Source organism: Clostridium massiliamazoniense, assembly GCF_001403635.1.
GTDB lineage: Bacteria > Bacillota > Clostridia > Clostridiales > Clostridiaceae > Sarcina > Sarcina massiliamazoniense.
Map to the genome: position 1 here is coordinate 1,530,701 of NZ_LN879468.1, position 22,648 is coordinate 1,553,348.

Consider the following 22,648-nt stretch of genomic DNA (forward strand, 5'->3'; position numbering starts at 1 on the left):
TCTATGCTTATAGTTTTATTCCTTTCTCTCTGACATAATAGAATAAATACTGTTGTACAAATCCTGAAAACTTCTTAAATCTATCTCTTGCAAAATCTCTTATTTTATTTAAAGATCCTTCTTCTGCATTATAAAAATACACCATTGCTCTTTGTACCCATCTATCTACTGGAAAAGCAGAAGTTTTCCCCATTGAAAATAACATTATACAATCTGCTACCTTTGCTCCTATACCAGCATAGTTTTGTAAGGCTTTGTGGCAAGCATCATCCTCTAAATTTACTATTCTCTCTAGGTCATAGTTTTCTAAAAACTCTTCTTTATTTTCTACTTCTAACTTTCCTTCTTTTATTTTTATTGCATCATTTATCTTTTTTGATGTATCTACTATATACTTACTTCTAAATGACCCTCCAGCTTCTTTTACTTCCGCTTCTGTTAATCCCGCTAACTTTTCTACAGTTGGAAAAGCATAATATTCTTTACCTTTGTATTCTATTTTTTCTCCCCATCTTTTTGATATTTCATTTATAGTTCTGCTTATTACAGGAATACTGTTTCTTGCTGATATTATAAATGAAATTACAAGTTCAAAAGGTTCTTGATTTAATACTCTTATTCCATAACCAAATTCTACTGCTTCCCTTAAAATTTTATCCTTTGCAAGTTCTTTTTTAATAGTACTATAATCTCTATCTAAATCAAAATAGTTTCTCCATATATTCTCAAAATCTTCCTTATTGGTATTCTCTAATATTATGTCATCCCCTTCTTGAATTACCTCTAATACTCTTCCATATGCAACACCAATAAAATTATTATCATTTATTTTTTCCCATCTAAAACATTGACCACACTCAAAGGTTTGTTTTATATTAAAATTTTTTGCTGCCCTTATAATTACTTTATTTTCTTGGAATTCTATAGCTCCACGGTCCATTTTTATTCTTCCTTCCTAAATTGATTACGCTTACTTTATATTTTCTAGTTTTCTTTTTCCAATTTAATAACTTCTTCTAATGCATCTGCTGCTGTTTCTATCATTATTAAACATCTTCTAGAATCGTTATATTTGTATTTTTCCTTTAATTCCGTACATTTATAAGTTCCTAATTTATCATAAAATTTATTCATAAATAGCTTTGTTAATTCTCTTGTTTTAGGACTTTGATGTCCTCTTGTTTCAGTAAACATTATTCCTATAACTGCTACAGCTCCTGCTGCTGCTCCACAAGTTTCTCCTATGGCAAAACCTCCACCAAAGGATGACATTACTTTTAATGTGTCCTTGCTTAAGTTTAAATTATAAAAATCATTAGCTGCATATAATATTGTTTCTGCACAATTTAAGTCATGACTAACATCCCACATTTCAACAGCTTTATTTTTTAACATAAACTTCACTCCTATCATTTTCTTATTCCTTACAAAAATACTCTACTTTAATTTTACAAAAAAAGACATGCTTTTTCAAGCATGTCTTATATTATCAATTATTCATCTGCTTCTGAATATTCTCCAAGTAAAGCAATATCTAATCCTTGTTCTTGTTGTTCTTTAGTTGTTCTGATTGAACCTGTTAAGTCACATACTTTGAATATGATGTATGTTATAACTATTGTCCAAACACCAACTATTACAACTCCTAATAATTGAATTAAGAATTGGTGTACACTAGCTTGTGTTCCGTTAACTGCTTTGTTAGCGAAGATACCTATTAATAATGTACCAGTTAATCCACCCATACCGTGAACTCCCCATACATCTAAAGCATCGTCCCACTTCATTTTCTTAGCGAATACAACGCAGAAGAAACATACTATAGCAGCTATTATACCAATAGCAACTGATGATAATGGAGTTACATATCCAGCACATGGAGTGATTGTTGCACATCCAGCTATAGCTCCAGTTACAAGCTCTAAGAATGAGAATCTCTTATGCTCTAAGTAAGCTATTATCATCCAAACTACCATAGCTACTCCAGCAGCTACTCCAGTATTTGTGAAAGCTATTGCAGCAGTTTTACCACTTGCTAATGCTCCACCTGAGTTAAATCCAAACCATCCAAATAATAATAATCCTGTACCAATAGCAACTAAAGTTAAGTTACCAGGGCCTTTTTTACCTTTAACAAGTCTTGGTCCGAAGAACCAAACACCTACTAATCCAGCAAATCCAGCTGTTATATGAATAACTGTACCACCAGCATAGTCAACGAATCCTAATTTAGCTAAGAATCCGCCACCCCAAATCCAGTGAGCTACTGGGAAGTAAACAAATATCATCCAAAGAACTAATACTTTTATCCATCCACCGATGTTTATTCTGTTAGCAAAAGCACCTGTCATTAATGGAGCAGTGATTATTGCGAACATTAATTGATACATAAAGAACATTAAAAATGGTATATGACTACCATAGTTAGGGTTTACTAAGAAATCCATTCCACGGAAAGCGAAGAATTGAGCTGGATTTCCTATAACTCCTCCTATATCATTTCCGAATACTAAACTGAATCCTCCAAAGATCCACATTATTGTTACTATACCGATAGCTACGAATGATTGGAACATCATTGTTAATGAGTTTTTCTTCTCAACTAATCCGCCATAGAAAAATGCTAATCCTGGAGTCATTACTGCAACAAGAACTGTTGCAATGACCATAAATGCCACGTCACCGTGGTTTATTACTGGTAACATTTCTTATTCCTCCTCATTTGTTTTTAAGTTTTATTTATTGAAAGTCTTTAATTCCAAATTTAATGTTCTGATAATATATGTACTTTATAATTTCTACAGAATCAAAGACATTCTTACTATATTGATTGTGATATAAACAAAATATAAGATAATTTTTTTATTTATATTTTATTTCTTACAATTTTATCTATTGCTTTAACATATTTTATTTTAAATATACTAAAGCAATAGATAAAATCTAATTTCTTATATTTTATTTTAAAATTTTTAGTATTCATAGCATAATTGGCTACCAAAGCATAGCTTTGATAGCTGGTAATTATGACATAAATAATCTAAATACTTGTGTTTCGTGATTTATTTGAGATAACTCTATTCCAGGAGTATTAGCCCCAAATGAATCATAATCAAGTTTTTCTATTTCTTTGTATAATTCATCAAATTTATCTGAGAATCTTTGAACTAATAATTGACCATCTTTTTGTCCTAATGGTATAGCTCTAACAGCATTTTGTATTAATGTTGATGTTGTACTATACATATGGAATTTAATTGCTTCTTCCTCTGTCATTCCAAATTCGTACATTAATAATCCAAATACTACTGCTGGATGCCCATAAACTTCCTTAGCATATACTTTTTTTCTGTATTCTTTTAATGATTCTATATCATATAAATCTAAGTAAATACTTAACATTCTGCTTGCAACTAATTTTGCAGCATTTCTTGTTTCTCTAGCAACGCTTTGTGCTATTAATAAATGGTCTAACTCCCAAACTGCATCCATATTATTATTTTCTAAAGCATCATATAACATTCTTATAGCTAATCCATCAGATGTTATAAATTGATGAGTTAAATACATATCTACCCACTTACCAAAGCTTTCTGTATCGGTAATTTGGTTATTTCTTAAATAAGTTTCCATACCATATGAGTGGTTAAATGAACCTATTGGAAAGTTTGAATCACATAATTGTAATAATCTTAAAACTTCTAATGTTTTATTAGTTGTTGATGAAGTTAACATGTCTAAACGCCCTCTTTAATTCTATATTTTCTCTTGTAAAATCTATATGTTCTTTTTTTAGTTCATCTTCAACTAAGTAGTCATATTGAACTATCATTGTTTCGCCTTCAAATTGTGCTGGTAAATGTTTATTTCCTAATTTATGTGCTATATAACCCATTTCTGTAACATCTTTAGGTTTTATAATTAATACATCTTCACTATTTACCTTTACTATAATTAAGTTATGACCTTCTTTGTAAAGAATGTCTCCATCTCTTAATTTAGCTCCCTTTTCTAAAGATATTCCATGCTCATTTCCGTGATCTGAAGTTACTCTTATTATTCTTTTTAATAAATCATCACTATCCAAGTATATTTTTTCTGCATGATAATGTTCTTTATTTTCTAAGTCTTCTACGTTTCCTAGTATTTTTTCAAAAAGCATATAGAAAGTCCTCCTTTTTTCGGCTTTAATTCTAAATAATTTGTAAAAATTGCTTATAGTGATTTTTATTAATATCATCTCTCACTTTTTACAAATTATTCATCCTAATCTTCAATTCAATATGTTATAGTTGAAATTATAATCTCTATTAATTAAACTTTTTGTTAAGTTTGTGAATATGTAATATATGTTTTGAATATTTTTATCTTCCTTTATTCAATTTATACTTTGAAATTGATTATGTCAACTTATCTAATTAATAGTTTTTTATTAAAAGACATAGCATTTTGCTTTTTTATTAAAATTTAATTGTTAATATTAGCTAATGGTAAAAATGAAGTTGTTACCATCATAAAATTCAAATTTATTAATAGATTTTTAACTTTTTATTAATATTCTTTTATCTCTTAAATCCTTAATATAATACATGATTTCCCCTAAAATTAAAGATACTCTTTTCCATTTAAACTATTAATTTACTCAGTAAAAAATGGACTTTTATGAAATTAATATCTTATTTTCTATTACTTATATAAATGTATCTCTTCACCTGGTGAGGTGGTTATATAACTAGCTAATAAACAAAAAGGATGTATATAATTTGATACATCCCCTACTTTTTAAATATAATATAGTTTTTACTTAATTGCCTTTAAATATTCATCTATTCCCTTAGCAGCCTTTTTCCCTGCTCCCATTGCCAATATAACTGTTGCAGCTCCTGTAACAGCATCTCCTCCTGCAAATACAGCTTTTTTTGTTGTTAATCCATTGTCTTCATTAATAACTATACATTTTCTTTTATTTAATTCTAATCCTTTTGTTGTAGAACTTATTAATGGATTAGGTGATGTTCCAAGAGACATTATTACAGTATCAACATCCATAACAAATTCTGAACCTTTTATTTCAACAGGTCTTCTTCTTCCAGAGGCATCAGGTTCTCCAAGCTCCATTTTCACACATTTCATTCCTTTAACCCAACCTTTTTCATCTTCTAATATTTCAACAGGGTTAGTTAAAACATCAAAAATTATTCCCTCTTCTTTCGCATGATGAACCTCTTCAAGTCTTGCTGGTAACTCAGCTTCGCTTCTTCTATAAACAACATGTACCTCTGAACCTAATCTTAATGAAGTTCTAGCTGCATCCATAGCAACATTTCCACCACCTATAATGGCTACTTTCTTCCCTATATTTATAGGAGTATCATAATCATCATTGATGGCCTTCATTAAATTACTTCTAGTTAAAAGTTCATTTGCTGAAAATACTCCATTAGCATTTTCTCCTTTTATACCCATAAACTTAGGAAGTCCAGCTCCTGAACCTATAAATACAGCTTCAAATCCATCTTCTAATAATTCATCTATAGTTATAGTTCTTCCTACTATGGTATTAGTTTCTATTTTAACACCTAACTTTTTAACATTCTCAATTTCTGCTCTAACTACAGTTTCTTTTGGTAATCTGAATTCTGGTATTCCATAAACAAGAACACCACCAGCTTCATGTAATGCTTCGAAAATAGTAACATCATATCCAAGTTTAGCTAAATCCCCTGCACAGGTTAATCCAGCTGGTCCACTTCCTATAACTGCTACCTTTCTACCATTTTTATTTATTTCTATATTAACATCTATATTATTCTCTCTAACATAGTCAGCAACAAATCTTTCTAAAGCTCCAATGGCAACAGCCTCTCCCTTTATTCCTAAAACACACTGTCCTTCACATTGATTTTCCTGTGGACAAACTCTTCCACATACAGCTGGTAAAGCTGAAGCCTTTGCTATTACTTCTGCTGCTTCTTTTATTTTCCCATCCTTTACATAGGCTATAAATTCTGGAATACTAATTGATACTGGACATTTTCCAACACATCTAGGATTCTTACAATTTAAACATCTACTTGCTTCTAACTTAGCTGATTCTAAATCATAACCCATAGAAACCTCTTTAAAGTTTCTTGCCCTTTCTAAAGGGTTTTGTTCTCTTACCTTAATTCTTTTCATTCTATCCATTATTTATCACCTCCACAAAGTCCACATCCACCACTGTGAGTATTTCCTTCTAAGGCTTTTAATGCTTTTCTACCCTCTTCTGTTCTGTATATTGTTTGCCTTCTCATAGCTTCATCAAAGTTAACTAAATGACCATCAAATTCAGGTCCATCAACACAAGCAAATTTAACTTCATCGCCAACAGTTACTCTACATGCTCCACACATTCCTGTTCCATCTACCATTATAGGGTTTAAACTAACAACAGTACGTATTCCTAATTCCTTAGTTAATAAGCATACAAATTTCATCATTATCATTGGACCTATAGCTATAATTAAATCATAGTTCTTCCCTTTATTATTAACTAAATCCTTAATTAGGTCTGTAACTAAGCCCTTAGCACCAAAAGAACCATCATCAGTAGCAATATAAAGCTCACTACTAACCTTCTCCATAGGTTCTTTTAGTATAATCATATCTTTTGTTTTAGCTCCAATTATAACCTCTGCCTTTATGTTATTTTCGCTTAACCATTTTACTTGTGGATATACAGGAGCTGTTCCAACTCCACCAGCTACAAATAATATCTTCTTATTTTTAAGTTCTGAAATTTCCTCATGTAAAAGTTCAGATTCTTTCCCTAAAGGTCCTACAAAGTCCATAAAGCTTTGACCTACTTCTAAAGCAGCCATCTTTTTTGTAGAGCTACCTAATACTTGAAATACAATGGTAACAGTTCCTTCTTCTTTATTATAATCACAAATAGTTAATGGAACTCTTTCACCCTTTTCATCAATTTTAACTATAACAAATTGTCCTGGTTTAGATGATTTTGCAACTCTCGGTGCATAAACATCCATCAAGTATATATTTTCTGCTAAAAGCTCTTTTCTTTTCACAATATACATTGCAATTCCCCCCATAATCCATAATTATAAATTATACCATTTTTTTCTTTAATTTAATATATATTGCTTTACTTACATTTATTGAAAATATCTTTTGTAACACTTTATTCAAAAATAAAAAAGGAGTTAAGCCCCTTTATTGGGGTTAACTCCTCTTAAAATTTTCTTAATAAAATACTTTGTTATTATTTTTTAAATTGCTTACACATATTGATTAAAAGTTTCTTTTTCAGCTATAAGCTCTGATTTTTCTCTTAGAACTCTTTTATGTGTTATATGATTTCTAAAGTATCCAACTACAAATCCTAAAATTAAGAAGAATACTATGAATACTATTAACATAATAATATCTTTATAAAATGCATTATAATCAATTCCACTTATAGCCATTCTCATAGAACTTACTCCATAAGTTAATGTAGCAAAATTACTTACAAATTTAAAGAATGGTGGTAACACAGCTACAGGATAAGATCCTCCACATGATGTGAATTGTAAAACCATTATTACCATAAGTGCTCCCTTCATTATAGGAGTAATAACATAATGTAATCCATTCATCATACTATAAACTGCCATTGTTGTTAATATATTAACTCCATAGAACCACGCTAAATTCTTTGGATGTAATCCTAATCCAAAGTATAAAATAGTACTCATAAAGATTGCTTGAATTATACATATAGCTGTTCCTATTAAGTATCCCTTTGCAAATCTCTTTTGGAAGCTACCTTCAAATTTTCTTGATAATGCACTTATTACAAAGTAAGTATACATCGCACCAACCCATAGGCCTATGCACATAAAGTAAGGTGCAAATCCTTCTCCATAAGAAGATACAGGGTTTATAACTATTGTATTTAATGTTATTGGATCAGAAATGAAACTACTCATGTCTGCTGCTGAGAATGTAACATTATCATTTAAGTTTTTATAACCACTGCTAAGTCCTGAGCTTAGCTTTTCAGCTCCACTATTAGCTGATTCTAATCCACTATCAATTTTACTTGCTCCTGATTTTGCTGATTGAAGTCCATTACTTAATGAATTTATTCCACCTGAAACTGAACTAATTCCATTGCTTAATGCACCTGCTCCTGTAGATACACTGCCTATTCCATCATTTAAAGCATTAGCTCCTACAGCTGCTGAATTTAATCCACTATTTAATGAATTCATTCCTGTTGAAACAGTACCAAGTCCGTTATTTAATTTACTTGCACCTGCTGTTGCTTCGTTAACACCATTACTTAATGAACTTACTCCATTTCCTAATGAGCCTAAACCTGCATTTATAGCTTGTGCTCCACTACTTACACTACCTAAGCCCTCATTTAAAGATTCCATTCCGTTTTTAATAGCATTACTTTGTTGAGAGATTTTTTCAGCTAAAGCTTTAGCTCCAGCAGTATCTCCTTTAGCTATTAATGCATTTAATTCTTGTAATTCCTCTGTTATACCTGTTTGTCCAGCTACAAGTCCTTTTGAACCATTTTGTAACTTTTCAATTCCAGCTGATAAATTTGAAGCTCCACCTTGTAGTTTATTAACTCCAGATTGTAAACTTGCAGTTCCACCTTGAAGTTTTTCCATACCTGTAACAAGTGATTTTGAACCTTCATGTAATTGATTTATACCTCCAGTAAGTTTACTTGAACCATTTTGAAGTTTATCAATTCCAGTTGTAAGCTGACTTGAACCATTTTGAAGCTTATTAACTCCATTTACAAGTTGATCTGAACCATTTTGAAGCTTGCCTACACCTGTTGAAAGTTGTTCTGCTCCACCTTGAAGCTTGTTCATTCCTGTAACTAAAGAACCAGATCCATTTGCTAATTGATTTATACCTGATTTTAGTTGATCTGCTCCACTAGATGCTGTCTTAAATCCGTCCTTTGTTTTATAAATAGTTTGCACTAATACATCAGAAACACTTTTAGAAATAGATTGTGCTACTGATTCTTTTATACTATTTACTCCACTTTTAGATACTTGTGAGAAAACATAGTTCTTTCCTTGATTTTGATAAAAGTCAATTTGAGGTTTTATAAAACCATCTGTTGATGCATTAGCAACTTTCTCTGAAAAATCTTTAGGTATAACTATCATTGCATAATATTTATTTCCATATACCCCAGATTTTCCATCATCATAATTAACAAATTGCCAATTAAGAGCTTTATTATTTTTTAAATTATTTATTATTGTTTTTCCAACATCATAGGTTGTTCCATCCTTAGTATAAGGTTGGTCTAAATCTACTACTGCTATTGGTACTTTATTAATTGCTGTTCCATTATTCCAATAAGATTTTAAATACATAAAACCATAGAAAGATGGAATAAATAAAATACTAACTAAAATTACGATAAGCCATATTTTTTTACTGTTTGCTTTTTTCTTTTGTTCTTCCATTTTCACTTCTTGTAATATATTATTACAAGCACCCCTCCTTTTAAATTTTATGAATTTATGGTTTACCTCACTTAAACTATATTTTATGTATTTTTCAATTTCTTAATTTTTTTAATTATTTTAATCAAAAATAAAATAATTTATGTTTATTAGTGCTATATTTATTATAGCTCTAAAGTTATATAATTTAAAATATATATATATTATATACATATATATTTATATCTATATATAAAGTTATTGTAACATTTATGAATAAAAAATCTTGACATATAGCCATATATTAATGATATGTAAATATATAGTTTCTTTCACAATTAAAAATTCTAAATAAAAAAACTGCTTTAAGATAGAATTAAATCCTATCTTAAAACAGTTCTTATGGAATTTATTAATAAGAATAATAACCCTTCTTTTTTGTTCTAGGTGGTATTCGTAATATAGGGTCTACAATTTTATAAAGTCCTGCTCTATATATTATTAAAGCAATATAGAAACATATTGTTCCTACTATAGCTCCCGCTATTACATCTGTTGGATAATGAGCTAGTAAGTATATTCTTGATATACTTATTAAAGCTGCTAATATAAATGCCCATAATCCCCATTTTCTTGCAAAATAAGCTATTGCAAAAGCTGCTGCAAATGACGCCGCTGTATGCCCTGATGGGAATGAATATGATGTAGGTGGCGTTATTATCATATGCAGATTAGGTAGAGTTTGCCATGGTCTAGGCTCTTTAACAATATGTTTTATAATTTCTACCACAATTAAATTTATAAATGAAGCGAAAAATACCATAAATCCGCCTCTTCTAGTCTTCTTAAATATTAGCATCACAATTCCTATAAGTATCCATATAAGCCCTTCTTTACCTATATCAGTAAAGAATTTCATTATAGGATTTAACCAGCTAAATTGTAAATTAGCTTGGACAAAGTACAGTGTGTCCGCATTCATCTGTTGTATAAAATGCATAAGGATCCTCCTAAAATTTTAATCTTTTGATTAATTATTTCACCTTTAATATTAAAATAGTATTAATATTTCAAACTCACTATTAATAATATTATATTATTTTTGATAACTTGTCCACAAGTACAAGCAATATTAATAATTAGTTTTTCTGTAAAAACTTAGAATCCCTTTTTAACTCTATCTATATTAGGTTTTATTTTATATATCATTTAATTTACTATGGAATTTTTCTCTTTTTAATAATTCTCTATACATTTCTCTTTCTTCTATGTAATTTCTTCTTAATACTACTTTACCTGCATTTCTTAAAATAATAAAAAGGAGCTAAAATAGCTCCTTTCTTCACTGCTTCAATCATTAAATTCATTAATTAATATTGATGGAATCCTCTTCCTGATTTTCTTCCAAGCCATCCAGCTCTAACATACTTTCTTAAAAGTGTACTTGCTCTGTATTTGCTATCTCCAGTTTCTTTATATAAAACATCCATAATTGCAAGACATACATCTAATCCTATTAAATCTCCTAAAGCTAAAGGTCCCATTGGATGGTTAGCTCCAAGTTTCATTGATGTATCTATATCTTCTGCTGATGCTATTCCTTCTGATAATATTTCTGCCGCTTCATTTATCATTGGAATAAGGATTCTATTTACCACAAATCCTGGTGCTTCTGCAACCTCTACTGGAGTTTTACCAATACTCTCTGATAATTCTTTTACCTTATCAAAAGTTTCTTGAGATGTAGCCATTCCTCTTATAACTTCAACAAGCTTCATAACTGGAGCTGGATTAAAGAAATGCATTCCTATAACTTTATCCGCTCTCTTTGTAGCTGCTGCCACTTCTGTTATAGATAATGATGATGTGTTAGAAGCTAAAATTGTATCTTCTTTACATATACCATCTAACTCAGCAAATATTTGTTTTTTGATTTCCATATTCTCAACAGCTGCTTCAACAACTAAATCACAATCAGCAGCTAGATTCATATCAGTAGTTCCAGTAATCCTTGAAAGAACTTCTTCTTTAACTTCCTCAGTTATTTTTTCTTTAGCAACTAATTTACTTAAATTTTTATTTATACCTGCAAGTCCTCTATCAACAAACTCTTGCTTAATATCTCTTACTATAACTTCATACCCTTTTTGTGCGAAAGCTTGAACAATTCCAGCTCCCATAGTACCAGCACCTAACACAAAAATCTTTTCCATATTAAAATCCCCCTTAACCTCTCAAATTTAACATCAATAAAACTAATTATTGTTCTTCTTTCATTCTTCTAATTTGACTTATAAATTCAGGTAATACCTTATTTATATCTCCAACCATAGCATAATCTGCAACTTTCATTATTGGAGCACTCTCATCTTTATTAATAGCTATTATAACCTCTGAATCTTGCATTCCTGCTACGTGTTGAATTGCCCCTGAAATACCACAAGCAACATATATAGTAGGTCTTACTGTCTTACCAGTTTGTCCAACTTGATACTCTTTGTCTATCCAACCTTTTTCAACTGCTGCTCTTGAAGCTGCTACTGTTCCACCTAAAACTGAAGCTAAATCTTCTAATAATGTAAAGTTTTCTTTTGAGCCCACACCTCTGCCACCAGCAACTAATATTTTAGCTTCTGATATATCAATTATATCCTTGTGCTCTTTTATTATTTCAATTATTTTTGTTCTTATATCATTTTCTTGTAAATTAACATTAACTTCTTCAACTTTAAATTCTCTATCTTCTACTGGAAGCTTTGAGAATACCCCTGGTCTAATTGTAGCCATTTGAGGTCTATGGTCTGGACATGCTATTGTAGCCATTAAGTTTCCACCAAAAGCTGGTCTTGTAGCTAATAAATCTCCTTTTTCAACATCAACATCTAAAATTGTACAGTCAGCTGTTAAACCAGTACTTAATCTAGCTGCCACTCTAGGACCTAAGTCTCTTCCTATAAAAGTAGCTCCTATAAATAATATTCCTGGTTTTCTTTCTGTAGCAACTTCACAAATAGCTTTTGTATAACCATCAGTTGTATAATTTTTTAATAATGGATTATCTATAACTAAAACCTCATCAGCACCATGCTTTCCTAAGTCATTAGCTAAATCTTTAACATCATGACCTAAAAGTAATGCTGTTAATTTTACTCCTAATTTATCAGCAATTTTTCTACCTTCACCTAATATCTCTAAAGAAACCTTTTGCAAAACACCCTCTCTTTGCTCTGCAAAAACCCATACTCCACTAAAATCTGCTAAATTCATTTTAAATACCTCCCATAAAATCTAGATGTAGTGTTTTTCTTTTAATTTTGAAAGCACATAAGCAACTGCTTCATCAGCACTTTTATTTACTAATTCACCAGCCCCCTTAGCTTCTTTAGTCATTGACTTCTTAACCTTAGTTGGAGAACCTTTTAACCCTAGTTCTGCCTTATCTACATCTATATCATCTGCTGACCACATAGCTACTTCTGTATTCTTAGTTCCAAATATATGTTTAACATTCATATATCTTGGTCCATTCAACTCTTTTATAGCAGTTAAAAGAACTGGTCCTTTAACTTCTATTATTTCGTGACCATCTTCTAATGCTCTATTGATTAATAAAGAATCTTCCTTAATTTCAACACCTTGAACATAAGTTACTTGTGGTATATTTAAATGCTCAGCTATTTCTGGTCCTACCTGTGCAGTATCTCCATCTATAGCTTGTCTTCCTGCAAAAATTATATCGTATTCTAATTTCTTAATTGCTCCTGCTAAAGCCTTTGATGTAGCTAAAGTATCAGCTCCTGCAAATGCTCTATCTGTTATAAGAATAGCTTTATCAGCTCCCATACATAAAGCTTCTCTTAAAGCATTTTTAGCTTGTGGAGGTCCCATGCTTATAACTGTAACCTCAGCTCCATGATTATCTTTTAAATTTAATGCTTCCTCTAAAGCATGTTTATCTTCAGGATTTATAATTGATGGAACACCATCTCTTATTAATGTTCCTGTTTTTGGATCTATTTTAACAGCTGCAGTATCTGGTACTTGCTTTAAACAAACTACTATTTTCATCTCTCAATGCCCTCCTAAATTATCTTAATTTGCTTCCTGCGATAACCATTTTTTGAACCTCTGAAGTTCCTTCATAAATCTCAGTTATCTTAGCATCTCTCATCATTCTTTCTACTGGATATTCTTTAGTGTATCCATATCCACCAAAGATTTGAACAGCTTTAGTTGTAACTTCCATAGCAACCTCTGCTGCAAATAATTTAGCTCTAGCTGCTTCTACTGAATAAGGCATTTTTGCTTCCTTTAAGCAAGCTGCTTTATATACTAAGTATTTAGCTGCTTCTACCTTAGTATCCATTTCTGCTATCATCCATTGTAATCCTTGGAAAGCTGAAAGTGGTCTACCAAATTGTTTTCTTTCTTTCATATATGCAACTGCTTCTTCTAAAGCTCCCTCTGCTATACCTAAAGCTTGAGCTGCTATACCAATTCTTCCTCCATCAAGAGTTTTCATTGCTATGCCAAAGCCTTTACCTTCTTTCCCAATAAGATTTTCCTTTGGTACTACGCAGTTTTCCATAATAAGCTCAGTTGTTGAAGAAGCTCTTATTCCTAATTTATCTTCTAACTTACCTATTGAGAATCCTGGAAATGATTTTTCAACTATAAATGCTGAAATTCCTCTAGTACCTTGACTCTTATCAGTCATTGCAAATATTATAAATGTTTCAGCAACTCCACCATTTGTTATAAAGATTTTGCTTCCATTTAAGATGTAGTTATCCCCTTCTAATCTTGCAGTAGTTTGTTGACCTGCTGCATCTGTTCCAGCACCTGGCTCAGTTAATCCAAAAGCACCTATTTTCTCTCCCTTAGCCAGTGGTATTAAATACTTTTCCTTTTGAGCTGGAGTACCAAATTCATTTATTAAAGATGCGCATAATGAAGTATGTGCTGATAAGATAACCCCTGTTGTTGCACAAACCTTTGATAATTCTTCAACAGCAATTATATAAGATAAAGTGTCTCCATTAGATCCACCGTATTGATCTGAAAAAGGAATCCCCATCATTCCTAGTTTAGCCATTTTCTTTACATTTTCCATTGGAAATCTTTCTGTTTCGTCAATCTCAGCTGCTATTGGTTTAACTTCATTAATAGCAAACTCTCTAACCATTTGTTGTACTAGTTCTTGTTCTCTAGTTAATTGAAAATCCATTTCCTATACCCCCACTATTTCCTTCTACTCAAAACTTAGATTTTATTTAAATAATTAATAACAAATTTATTTATTTATGAAGTTTTTCTCTCTTCTTTCTAAGAATGCTGTCATACCTTCCTTTTGATCCTCTGTATTGAAGCATTTACCGAAGTCTTCTGCTTCTATGTTTATAGCTTTATCTATGTCAACTTGCATTCCTCTATTTATAGCATCTTTGCATAAAGTTATTGCTATTGGAGCATTTGCACTTATTAATTTTGCCATTTTCATAGCTTCCTCTAATAATGAATCATGTTCCACCACTTTATTTACAAGACCTATTCTTAAAGCCTCATCAGCTTTTATTACTGTTCCTGTATAAATAAGTTCTTTAGCCTTTCCTTCACCAACTAATCTTGGTAACCTTTGAGTTCCACCAAATCCTGGAGTTATTCCTAATCCTGCTTCTGGTTGTCCAAATTTAGCCTTTTCACTAGCTATTCTTATGTCACAAGCCATAGCAAGTTCACAACCTCCTCCTAATGCAAAGCCTGGTATAGCTGCTATAACTGGCTTATTTAAATTTTCTAATTTTCTAAAAACCTTATTTCCTAATATACCAAATTCTTTTCCTTGCTCTTCATTTAAATCTTTCATTTCTGATATATCTGCACCAGCAACAAAAGCCTTCCCACCAGCTCCTGTTAATATAACAGAATAAATATCATTTTCTTCTTTTAAGTAATCTAAAGCCTTATTTAAGTCTTCTAAAGTCTCTGAATTTAATGCATTTAAAGCTTTAGGTCTGTTCAATGTTACTATGGCAACATGACCATTTTTCTCAACTAATATGTTCTTTAATTCCATATTGCTCCTCCTCAATACCCTCTAGATTACAATTAATTGTTATAAACTTAACAATTAGATAAAAAAATAATTGAAGCCTTATTCAAGCTTCAATTAAATTATAAATGTTATTTATTTCATTTGCAATATATTTTTAACTTATATAGAAAAAATATACATTTATTTAATTTAAATATATATTTTATTTCAATTTGGCTTATTGTTCACTCTTTTCATTTAATAAGTAAATTAATGTTAACATACTTTCACTTAAATGAACATTTTCAACTGTAACGTCCTCTGGAACACTTAAATCTACAGGAGCAAAGTTCCAAATACCTTTTACACCGTTTTTTACAAGTTTATTACAAACTTTTTGAGCATTTATTTTAGGTACACAAATTATTCCTATATCAATATAATTTTCTGATAAGAATTTTTCTAATTCATCTATATCTTGTATTTCTACATCTTTTATTTTTATTCCTAAAAGCTTAGGATTTGCATCAAATATACCATCTATGCTTACTCCTAATCTAGTAAATTGCGTATAATTAGCAATTGCTTGCCCTATATTTCCAGCTCCTATTATTACTGATTTATAGCTTTTATTTAAGCCTAATATATTACTTATTTCATTATATAACGCTTTAACATTGTAACCATACCCTTGTTGACCAAAATCACCAAAACAATTTAAATCTTGACGTATTTGTGATGCTGTAAAGCCTATCTTTTCACTTAATTCCTTTGATGAGATTCTATCAATATCATTCTTCATAATTTCATTCAAATATCTATGGTACTTAGGTAATCTCTTTATTACCGCCATAGATATATTTTTTCTCTTTTCCATTAAATATCACCTCTTCTTAACGCTCGTTCTTGTTAAATATATAACATACTTCTTATATATTAACATATTTCTCTATTATATATATAGCTTTTTTAAAATTTTCCTAATATGTATACTAAGTAATCCTTAATTTTTCTCATAGTTAAAGACTGTAATACTCCTCTCTTCTATATGTCAAAGATAAATAGACACAAGTCCCTATATGAAAATTACTAGAATTCAGCCAAGGTCAAAACTCTATCTGAATTAAGTCTTAAATTTATGTATTTCTATTTTAGCTATTATATAAGTTTATTGTAATATAGAAATAAGGCCTATGTATAGAGCTAACTACACATAAGCCTTATTCTAAAGATAAAGTTTTCTAAACTTCTACCCTGTATTGCCTGAACGTATTCTTACTTAACCTATTATATTTAATAAAAACTTCACTGTCAATTATTTTTTTATGGTATTTTCTACATTTTTGCTTCAATTGGCTTGTTTTTTGCTATTGAATTTCCACTCTTGGGATTTATAGTATTTTTTTCTTTTTTCTTATTAGACATTAATATTCTCATTGAGTTTAATATTGCTATTGTTGCAACACCAACATCTCCAAATACAGCTTCCCACATAGTAGCATATCCAAATGCACCAGCTATTAATATAATAACTTTAACGCCTAATGCAAATATAATATTTTGCCATACGATAGTTTTTGTTTTCTTCGCAATATCAATTGCTTCTATTATTTTTTCAGGTTCATCGTTCATTATAACAACGTCTGCTGCTTCTATTGCTGCATCTGATCCTACACCACCCATAGCAACACCTATATCAGCTCTTGCTAAAACTGGAGCATCATTTATTCCATCACCAACAAAAACAACATTTTCTTTCTCTCCTAAATCTGCCATAACTTTTTCAAGTTCTTCAACCTTATTTTGAGGAAGTAATTCACTGCATACTACATCTAGTCCTAATCTTTGTCCTATAGTATCTGCAACCTTTTTATTATCACCTGTTAACATAACAGTTTTTATACCATGTTTCTTAAGCATAGAAATAGTCTCTTTTGAAGTTTCTTTCACATTATCTCCAATTAATATATATCCCATATATTCATTGTCCATAGCAAAATGTATAGCTGTTCCTATTTCATTAACTTCTTTATATGAAATATTATTTTCTTTCATTAATTTAGTATTACCTGCTAATATTTTCTTTCCTTCTAATGAAAGACTTACACCTTTACCAGCTATTTCTGAATAATCTTCAATTAATTCTTTATTTACTTTTCCGTTATAAGCTTCCTTTATTGATTCAGCAATAGGGTGATTTGAGAAAAATTCACTATATGCTGCAAGTTCTATAAATTCATCTTCTTTTAACTTGTCACTAACTACTTTTCTTACACTAAATTTACCTTCAGTTAAAGTACCAGTCTTATCAAATACTACTGCTTTAACAGTATTTAATGCTTCTAAGTAGTTTCCACCTTTAACTAATATACCTTCCTTTGAAGCTAATCCGATTCCACCAAAGAATCCTAAAGGAATAGAAACAACTAAAGCACATGGACAAGATACAACTAAGAAAATTAATGCTCTTTGTAACCACTCTGTGAAAGTAGCACCTGGTATAACAAGTGGTGGTATTATAAATAAAGCAAGTGCTGTAAATACAACTACTGGTGTATAGTATCTTGAGAATTTTGTTATAAATTTTTCAGTTGGAGCTTTTTTATTTCCTGCATTTTCAACAAGTTCAAGAATTTTTGATAATGTTGATTCTTCGAACTCTGTTATAACTCTTAATTTTAAAACTCCACTTAAGTTTATACATCCACCAAGAACTTCATCACCTGTTTTTATATCTCTTGGCATTGACTCACCTGTTAATGCAGATGTATCTACGCTACCTGTTCCTGATAAAACAACACCATCTAGTGGTATTCTTTCACCAGCTCTAACTATAATTGTGTCACCTAAACTTACTGACTCTGGAGAAACTTTTTTCTCTTCTCCATTGATTTCAATTCTTGCGTAATCTGGTTTTATATCCATTAATTCAGTTATTGAGTTTCTTGATTTATTTAAAGCATATCCTTGGAACATTTCTCCTATTTCATAGAATAACATAACTGCAACAGCTTCTGGGTGTTCACCTGTTGCAAAAGCTCCAATTGTTGCTATAGACATAAGGAAGTTTTCATCAAAGATTTCACCTTTACTTATATTCTTAACTGCTTTTGTTAATACTGGGTAAGCTAATAATAAATAAGCTATTACGAATAGTGAAATGCTAATTCCTTCTGAAAATCCACCCCATTGTCCTAGACCATAAATTATTATTGCTATAATAAATTTAATCACTTTATTTCTTGGGACTTCATCAAATCTTACTTTTTTCTTTGTTTCATTTTCTTTTATTTCTTTATAACCACTTTTTTGTTCTTCTACTCTGTTGACTATTACATCTGGTTCAAGCTTTTTAACTATTGCTTTTACTTCTGCTTCAACTTTGTCTTTTTTACTAGGGTCTTTTACTTCTATAGTTATAAATTTTGAAGCGAAGTTTAAGTTTCCTTCACTTACATCATCTAATTTATTTACTCTTTCTTCGATTTTTCCTGCACAACCTGCACAATCTAAACCTTCTAAAGTTAATTTTAATCTATTTGGACTATTCTTTTTCGCCTTGGCTTTTTCCTTTACAACTACATCTGGTTCTAACTTCTTAACTATTGCCTTTATTTCACTAATAGCTTGAGCCTTTTCATTTGTATTTTTTAAATTTACTACTAATGTTTTAGTTGTAAAGTTTAAGTTTGCATCCTCAACTTTATCAAGTTTATTAGTTCTCTCTTCAATCTTTCCTGCACAACCTGCACAATCTAAGCCTTCTAATGACAATCTAAATTGCTTACCATTGTCTGATAAGTTTCTTGCCTTAGGTTTCTCATGATGATGATCTTCTCCACATCCACAGTCATCTCCATGTTCATGTTTGTGTCCATGCCCCTCGGGGTCACCTTCATCATCCGAATCTGATTTAGATTCACAGCCACAATTTTCATGGCTCTCATTAGATTTAGATTTTTTCTCTCCATGATCATGTCCACATTCACAGCCACCGTGATCATGAGTTGATTTTAAATTAGCCTTTTCATGGTCGTGATGTTTTCCACCACAATTACAATTTTCATGGCTATGATTTAATTTGTTTCTTACCTCACCCATTTGATTTCATCTCCATTCATTAAAATAATTCTACTCCATAACGTGATTTAAACCTTCATTAAATATATTCTTTACATGATCATCATCTAAGGAGTAGTATACAACTTTTCCTTCTCTTCTAAATTTAACTAACCTGGCTTGTTTAAGCACTCTAAGTTGATGTGACACTGCTGATTGAGTTATATTTAAAAGAGCAGCCATATCACAAACGCACATTTCATGTTCAAAAAGAGAACATAAAATTTTTATTCTAGTTGTATCTCCAAAAACCTTAAATATTTCTGCTAAATCATATAAAGTTTCTTCTTTAGGTAATTTTTCTTTTACCTCTTCTAATGTGTCTCTATGAATTATAGTGCAACTACAATCTTCAATAACCTTCTTTTCTTCCATATTAAAACCTCCACATAAATTAAGACTTAATTCAAATAAAGCTTTTACTCTAGCTGAATTTTAGTAGTCGTCATCTAGTGACGTGTGTCGGTTTATCTCCAGCTTATAGAAGATTGAAATATTACAGACACTAGTCATCAGATAAACATATGAGTATATATTCATATGTTCACTTGTATTATATGCAAAATCCAATAAATTGTCAACAATTTTAGCACTTAAAATCACTTTTATTCTCTCGAAATATCCACTAAAATTCACATAAGATTTTAAGTTATCTAGTATCTATACTTCTTTATCTCTAGCTTATGAACATTTAAGTATTATTGATACTAATCTTAATATAAAAATAAGGATATCAAAATTTATAATTCTGATATCCCCCTTTTAAATTTAAAGCCTTTTATTATTTATTTTTATTGGAAATATCTTGTTGTATTGTTAATTCCATGTACTTGTTTATTGAATCAAGTATCCCTTCATTCCCAACTACTAATATAACATCATTATTTTCAAAAGTTAAATAAGGGCCTGGAGATATTATAAGGTCTCCTTGTCTTCTTATTCCTACTATTGTAGCACCTGTATTTTGCCAAAACTTAACTTCTGAAATACTTTTACCTAATATACTAGAGCCTTCTGGTATTTCTATCTCTATAGGCGTTAATGGATTTGTATATTTTAATCTATTAGAATAATCTACTATTTTTCCTATCATATCATTTATATTTTTTTCTATTTCATGCTTTTCTTGAAATAATGTATCTATATCTTGCTTTAAGGTTGTTATACTTTCTATGGAATGGAATCTATTTATAAATTCATAGGCATTTTCCTTTGATGTTATATTTACGCCACTTCCTCTTGTTGAAACAACAACTTCCATATCCTCTAATAATTTTATAGATTTTCTAACTGTTTCTGGAGAAACATTATAGTTGCTTGCTAAGGTTGATCTTCCTGAAATCTTTTCTCCAACTTTAAGATCCTCGTTATATATTCTACTTGCAATATCTAAGGCAATTTTTTTATATACCGGCTCCGAACTCATTTTATTTTCCATTTTAACTCCTCTTCTAAATACTAATTAAACTCTGAGATACAGCACTGTTAAATTCAATACATTGAATTATATAATCTACTATGCTATTACATACATATGAAGCAAAAATTATATCATTTTCATAAGAATTTTCCCTTTCATATATCTCATGAGCTTTTAATATGAAATACTTAACATCGTACTTCCCAAAAATATCTGTTCTTTTTTTAGGTAACACTACTGTTTTCGCTGCATTTGCTAGATCTTTCTCATATCTAACATGCTTATTCATACTATGCTTAAATTCCCATCTTTCACTATGTGGAATACAAAAAAAATCACATAGAAAATGACATATTACCCCTACTTCTTGACTAAACTTACTTATAGATATCCACTTATTTATGTCGTTTTCAGTTAATGCACTTAAATTTTTTATTTTTACTAATATCATTTCTAATGACTCATCCATATAATGTTTCTTAAGCTTATAAGTTGAAACCATATCTGGTTTTATATTTCCATATACAAAACTATTGTAATTTATAATTCTTTTTTCCTCTAATTCTAAATTATCATATATATGCTGTGCTAAAAGTATATGAGTATTAACTAACATAATTTTAAATGCCACTTCTTTCGTAAAAAACTTTAAAGTATAAGATACTCAGTAAGTAAAATGTAGCTAAACACTTAGATACATTTCACTTTTTTAATAATTGTACATACTTGTATTTGAACAAAGTTCTATATTTAATATTTTATTGTCTAGTGTTTTTTTGTATGAACATAAAAACTCATTCAATTCATTATCTTGCATATTTATATTTATAGAACTCTTTATTAATATATTTTCTCCATCTAAATATATTTCTATGTCATTTAAATCATTTTTTATTTTGTAAGTTGTTACTACTTTATTTCCAATTCTTGCTTTATATTTTTCTTGGAAACTTAAAGTTTTTCTTACTTTTTCATAATCATCTCCAGTTGGCATTCCTCCAAAACTTTTTGGATCAAAGCCCATATTTTTAAGTTGTCCTTCTATATCTGAAGTACTGATTCCATATCTATTTAACATTTCTTTTTGTATGTTAAAAAATTTCTCTTGAGATATATTATTTTCATTCATGTATTCTTGTATTTTCTTACTGAACTCAAACATACTTAATCTGCCTTGAGTCATTTGAAAATATAAATCATACATGTAACTCTCAAATTTATCTATATCCTTATCTCTTGCTTTATTTTTCAATTCGTTAAAATCTACAATTCTTTCATCCATAATAAACCCTCCAACATAATAAGAAAATCTATTTCTTAGCTAAATATTTAATCTCTATATTATATAGATATTAGTTAAATATTGTTTTAGCTATGTATAAATTTGATTAAAAATTCAAATCATCTTTGAAGTCAATTCTAATTTTATATATTAATTTTATCATATATTGAACTTCATTTGTTATTATTAACATTTTTATAAGCTTTATTTACTATTAACTTTTGTAATTTATGAATTTTTATAATTAACCTTTTCTTTTTTTATTATATTTTAAAAATCTATGTTTATAATTGCTTATTCTATTATTTAGCTTTTATTTTATT

General features: G+C 29.8%; 20 protein-coding genes. All 20 read right to left on the reverse strand.

Going from position 1 to position 22,648, the window contains the following annotated elements; translation table 11 throughout:
• Positions 1 to 7: 7 nt before the first annotated feature.
• The 20 genes from ARA19_RS14090 to ARA19_RS14185 all read right to left on the reverse strand — a co-directional run bounded on the left by ARA19_RS14090 (position 8) and on the right by ARA19_RS14185 (position 22,325).
• Positions 8 to 940 carry a DNA-3-methyladenine glycosylase family protein gene (locus ARA19_RS14090; protein WP_055071580.1) on the reverse strand — a complete coding sequence of 311 codons (933 nt, stop codon included), beginning with the start codon at positions 938 to 940 and terminating at the stop codon, positions 8 to 10.
• Positions 941 to 984: 44 nt separating this feature from the next.
• Positions 985 to 1,395 carry a C-GCAxxG-C-C family (seleno)protein gene (locus ARA19_RS14095; protein WP_055071581.1) on the reverse strand — a complete coding sequence of 137 codons (411 nt, stop codon included), beginning with the start codon at positions 1,393 to 1,395 and terminating at the stop codon, positions 985 to 987.
• Positions 1,396 to 1,493: 98 nt separating this feature from the next.
• Positions 1,494 to 2,705 carry an ammonium transporter gene (locus ARA19_RS14100; RefSeq protein WP_055071582.1) on the reverse strand — a complete coding sequence of 404 codons (1,212 nt, stop codon included), beginning with the start codon at positions 2,703 to 2,705 and terminating at the stop codon, positions 1,494 to 1,496.
• Positions 2,706 to 3,024: 319 nt separating this feature from the next.
• A complete protein-coding gene (locus ARA19_RS14105) occupies positions 3,025 to 3,735 on the reverse strand; it encodes an urease accessory protein UreF (RefSeq protein ID WP_055071583.1) in 711 nt (236 codons plus the stop codon).
• Complete coding sequence (locus ARA19_RS14110) at positions 3,713 to 4,162, reverse strand: urease accessory protein UreE (protein WP_055071584.1); 450 nt, start codon at positions 4,160 to 4,162, stop codon at positions 3,713 to 3,715. The genes ARA19_RS14105 and ARA19_RS14110 overlap by 23 nt, the downstream gene beginning before the upstream one ends.
• A 638-nt stretch (positions 4,163 to 4,800) precedes the next feature.
• Positions 4,801 to 6,186, reverse strand: coding sequence for an NADPH-dependent glutamate synthase (gltA, locus tag ARA19_RS14115; RefSeq protein WP_055071585.1), 1,386 nt, complete (start codon positions 6,184 to 6,186; stop codon positions 4,801 to 4,803).
• A complete protein-coding gene (locus tag ARA19_RS14120) occupies positions 6,186 to 7,076 on the reverse strand; it encodes a sulfide/dihydroorotate dehydrogenase-like FAD/NAD-binding protein (protein WP_055071586.1) in 891 nt (296 codons plus the stop codon). The genes gltA and ARA19_RS14120 overlap by 1 nt, the downstream gene beginning before the upstream one ends.
• Positions 7,077 to 7,277: 201 nt before the next feature.
• Positions 7,278 to 9,491, reverse strand: coding sequence for a YhgE/Pip family protein (locus ARA19_RS14125; protein WP_055071587.1), 2,214 nt, complete (start codon positions 9,489 to 9,491; stop codon positions 7,278 to 7,280).
• A 391-nt stretch (positions 9,492 to 9,882) separates the two neighbouring features.
• Positions 9,883 to 10,470: a phosphatase PAP2 family protein gene (locus ARA19_RS14130; RefSeq protein WP_055071588.1), complete on the reverse strand. Its 588-nt coding sequence runs from the start codon at positions 10,468 to 10,470 to the stop codon at positions 9,883 to 9,885.
• 370 nt (positions 10,471 to 10,840) lie between these two features.
• Positions 10,841 to 11,683 (reverse strand): 3-hydroxybutyryl-CoA dehydrogenase, encoded by an 843-nt coding sequence (locus ARA19_RS14135; protein WP_055071589.1) that lies wholly within the window; start codon positions 11,681 to 11,683, stop codon positions 10,841 to 10,843.
• A gap of 46 nt (positions 11,684 to 11,729) precedes the next feature.
• The gene (locus ARA19_RS14140) at positions 11,730 to 12,737 is read right to left on the reverse strand and encodes an electron transfer flavoprotein subunit alpha/FixB family protein (RefSeq protein WP_055071590.1); all 1,008 of its coding nucleotides are present in this window, start codon (positions 12,735 to 12,737) and stop codon (positions 11,730 to 11,732) included.
• A gap of 21 nt (positions 12,738 to 12,758) precedes the next feature.
• The gene (locus ARA19_RS14145) at positions 12,759 to 13,538 is read right to left on the reverse strand and encodes an electron transfer flavoprotein subunit beta/FixA family protein (RefSeq protein ID WP_055071591.1); all 780 of its coding nucleotides are present in this window, start codon (positions 13,536 to 13,538) and stop codon (positions 12,759 to 12,761) included.
• A 19-nt stretch (positions 13,539 to 13,557) separates the two neighbouring features.
• Entirely contained in the window at positions 13,558 to 14,697 is a 1,140-nt protein-coding gene (locus tag ARA19_RS14150; protein WP_055071592.1) for an acyl-CoA dehydrogenase, read from the reverse strand.
• 66 nt (positions 14,698 to 14,763) lie between these two features.
• Positions 14,764 to 15,546 carry a short-chain-enoyl-CoA hydratase gene (locus ARA19_RS14155; RefSeq protein ID WP_055071593.1) on the reverse strand — a complete coding sequence of 261 codons (783 nt, stop codon included), beginning with the start codon at positions 15,544 to 15,546 and terminating at the stop codon, positions 14,764 to 14,766.
• A 196-nt stretch (positions 15,547 to 15,742) separates the two neighbouring features.
• Positions 15,743 to 16,381, reverse strand: a complete 639-nt coding sequence (locus tag ARA19_RS14160) for a redox-sensing transcriptional repressor Rex (RefSeq protein WP_055071594.1) — start codon at positions 16,379 to 16,381, stop codon at positions 15,743 to 15,745.
• A 458-nt stretch (positions 16,382 to 16,839) separates the two neighbouring features.
• Entirely contained in the window at positions 16,840 to 19,605 is a 2,766-nt protein-coding gene (locus ARA19_RS14165; protein ID WP_084764514.1) for a heavy metal translocating P-type ATPase, read from the reverse strand.
• Between the two features lie 30 nt (positions 19,606 to 19,635).
• Complete coding sequence (locus ARA19_RS14170) at positions 19,636 to 19,998, reverse strand: ArsR/SmtB family transcription factor (RefSeq protein WP_055071595.1); 363 nt, start codon at positions 19,996 to 19,998, stop codon at positions 19,636 to 19,638.
• A gap of 406 nt (positions 19,999 to 20,404) precedes the next feature.
• On the reverse strand, positions 20,405 to 21,061 hold the full coding sequence (locus ARA19_RS14175) for a GntR family transcriptional regulator (protein WP_055071596.1): 657 nt from the start codon (positions 21,059 to 21,061) through the stop codon (positions 20,405 to 20,407).
• 13 nt (positions 21,062 to 21,074) lie between these two features.
• Positions 21,075 to 21,659, reverse strand: coding sequence for a zinc dependent phospholipase C family protein (locus ARA19_RS14180; protein ID WP_055071597.1), 585 nt, complete (start codon positions 21,657 to 21,659; stop codon positions 21,075 to 21,077).
• 93 nt (positions 21,660 to 21,752) lie between these two features.
• Positions 21,753 to 22,325 carry a DUF3867 domain-containing protein gene (locus tag ARA19_RS14185; protein ID WP_055071598.1) on the reverse strand — a complete coding sequence of 191 codons (573 nt, stop codon included), beginning with the start codon at positions 22,323 to 22,325 and terminating at the stop codon, positions 21,753 to 21,755.
• Between the last annotated feature and the right edge of the window lie 323 nt (positions 22,326 to 22,648).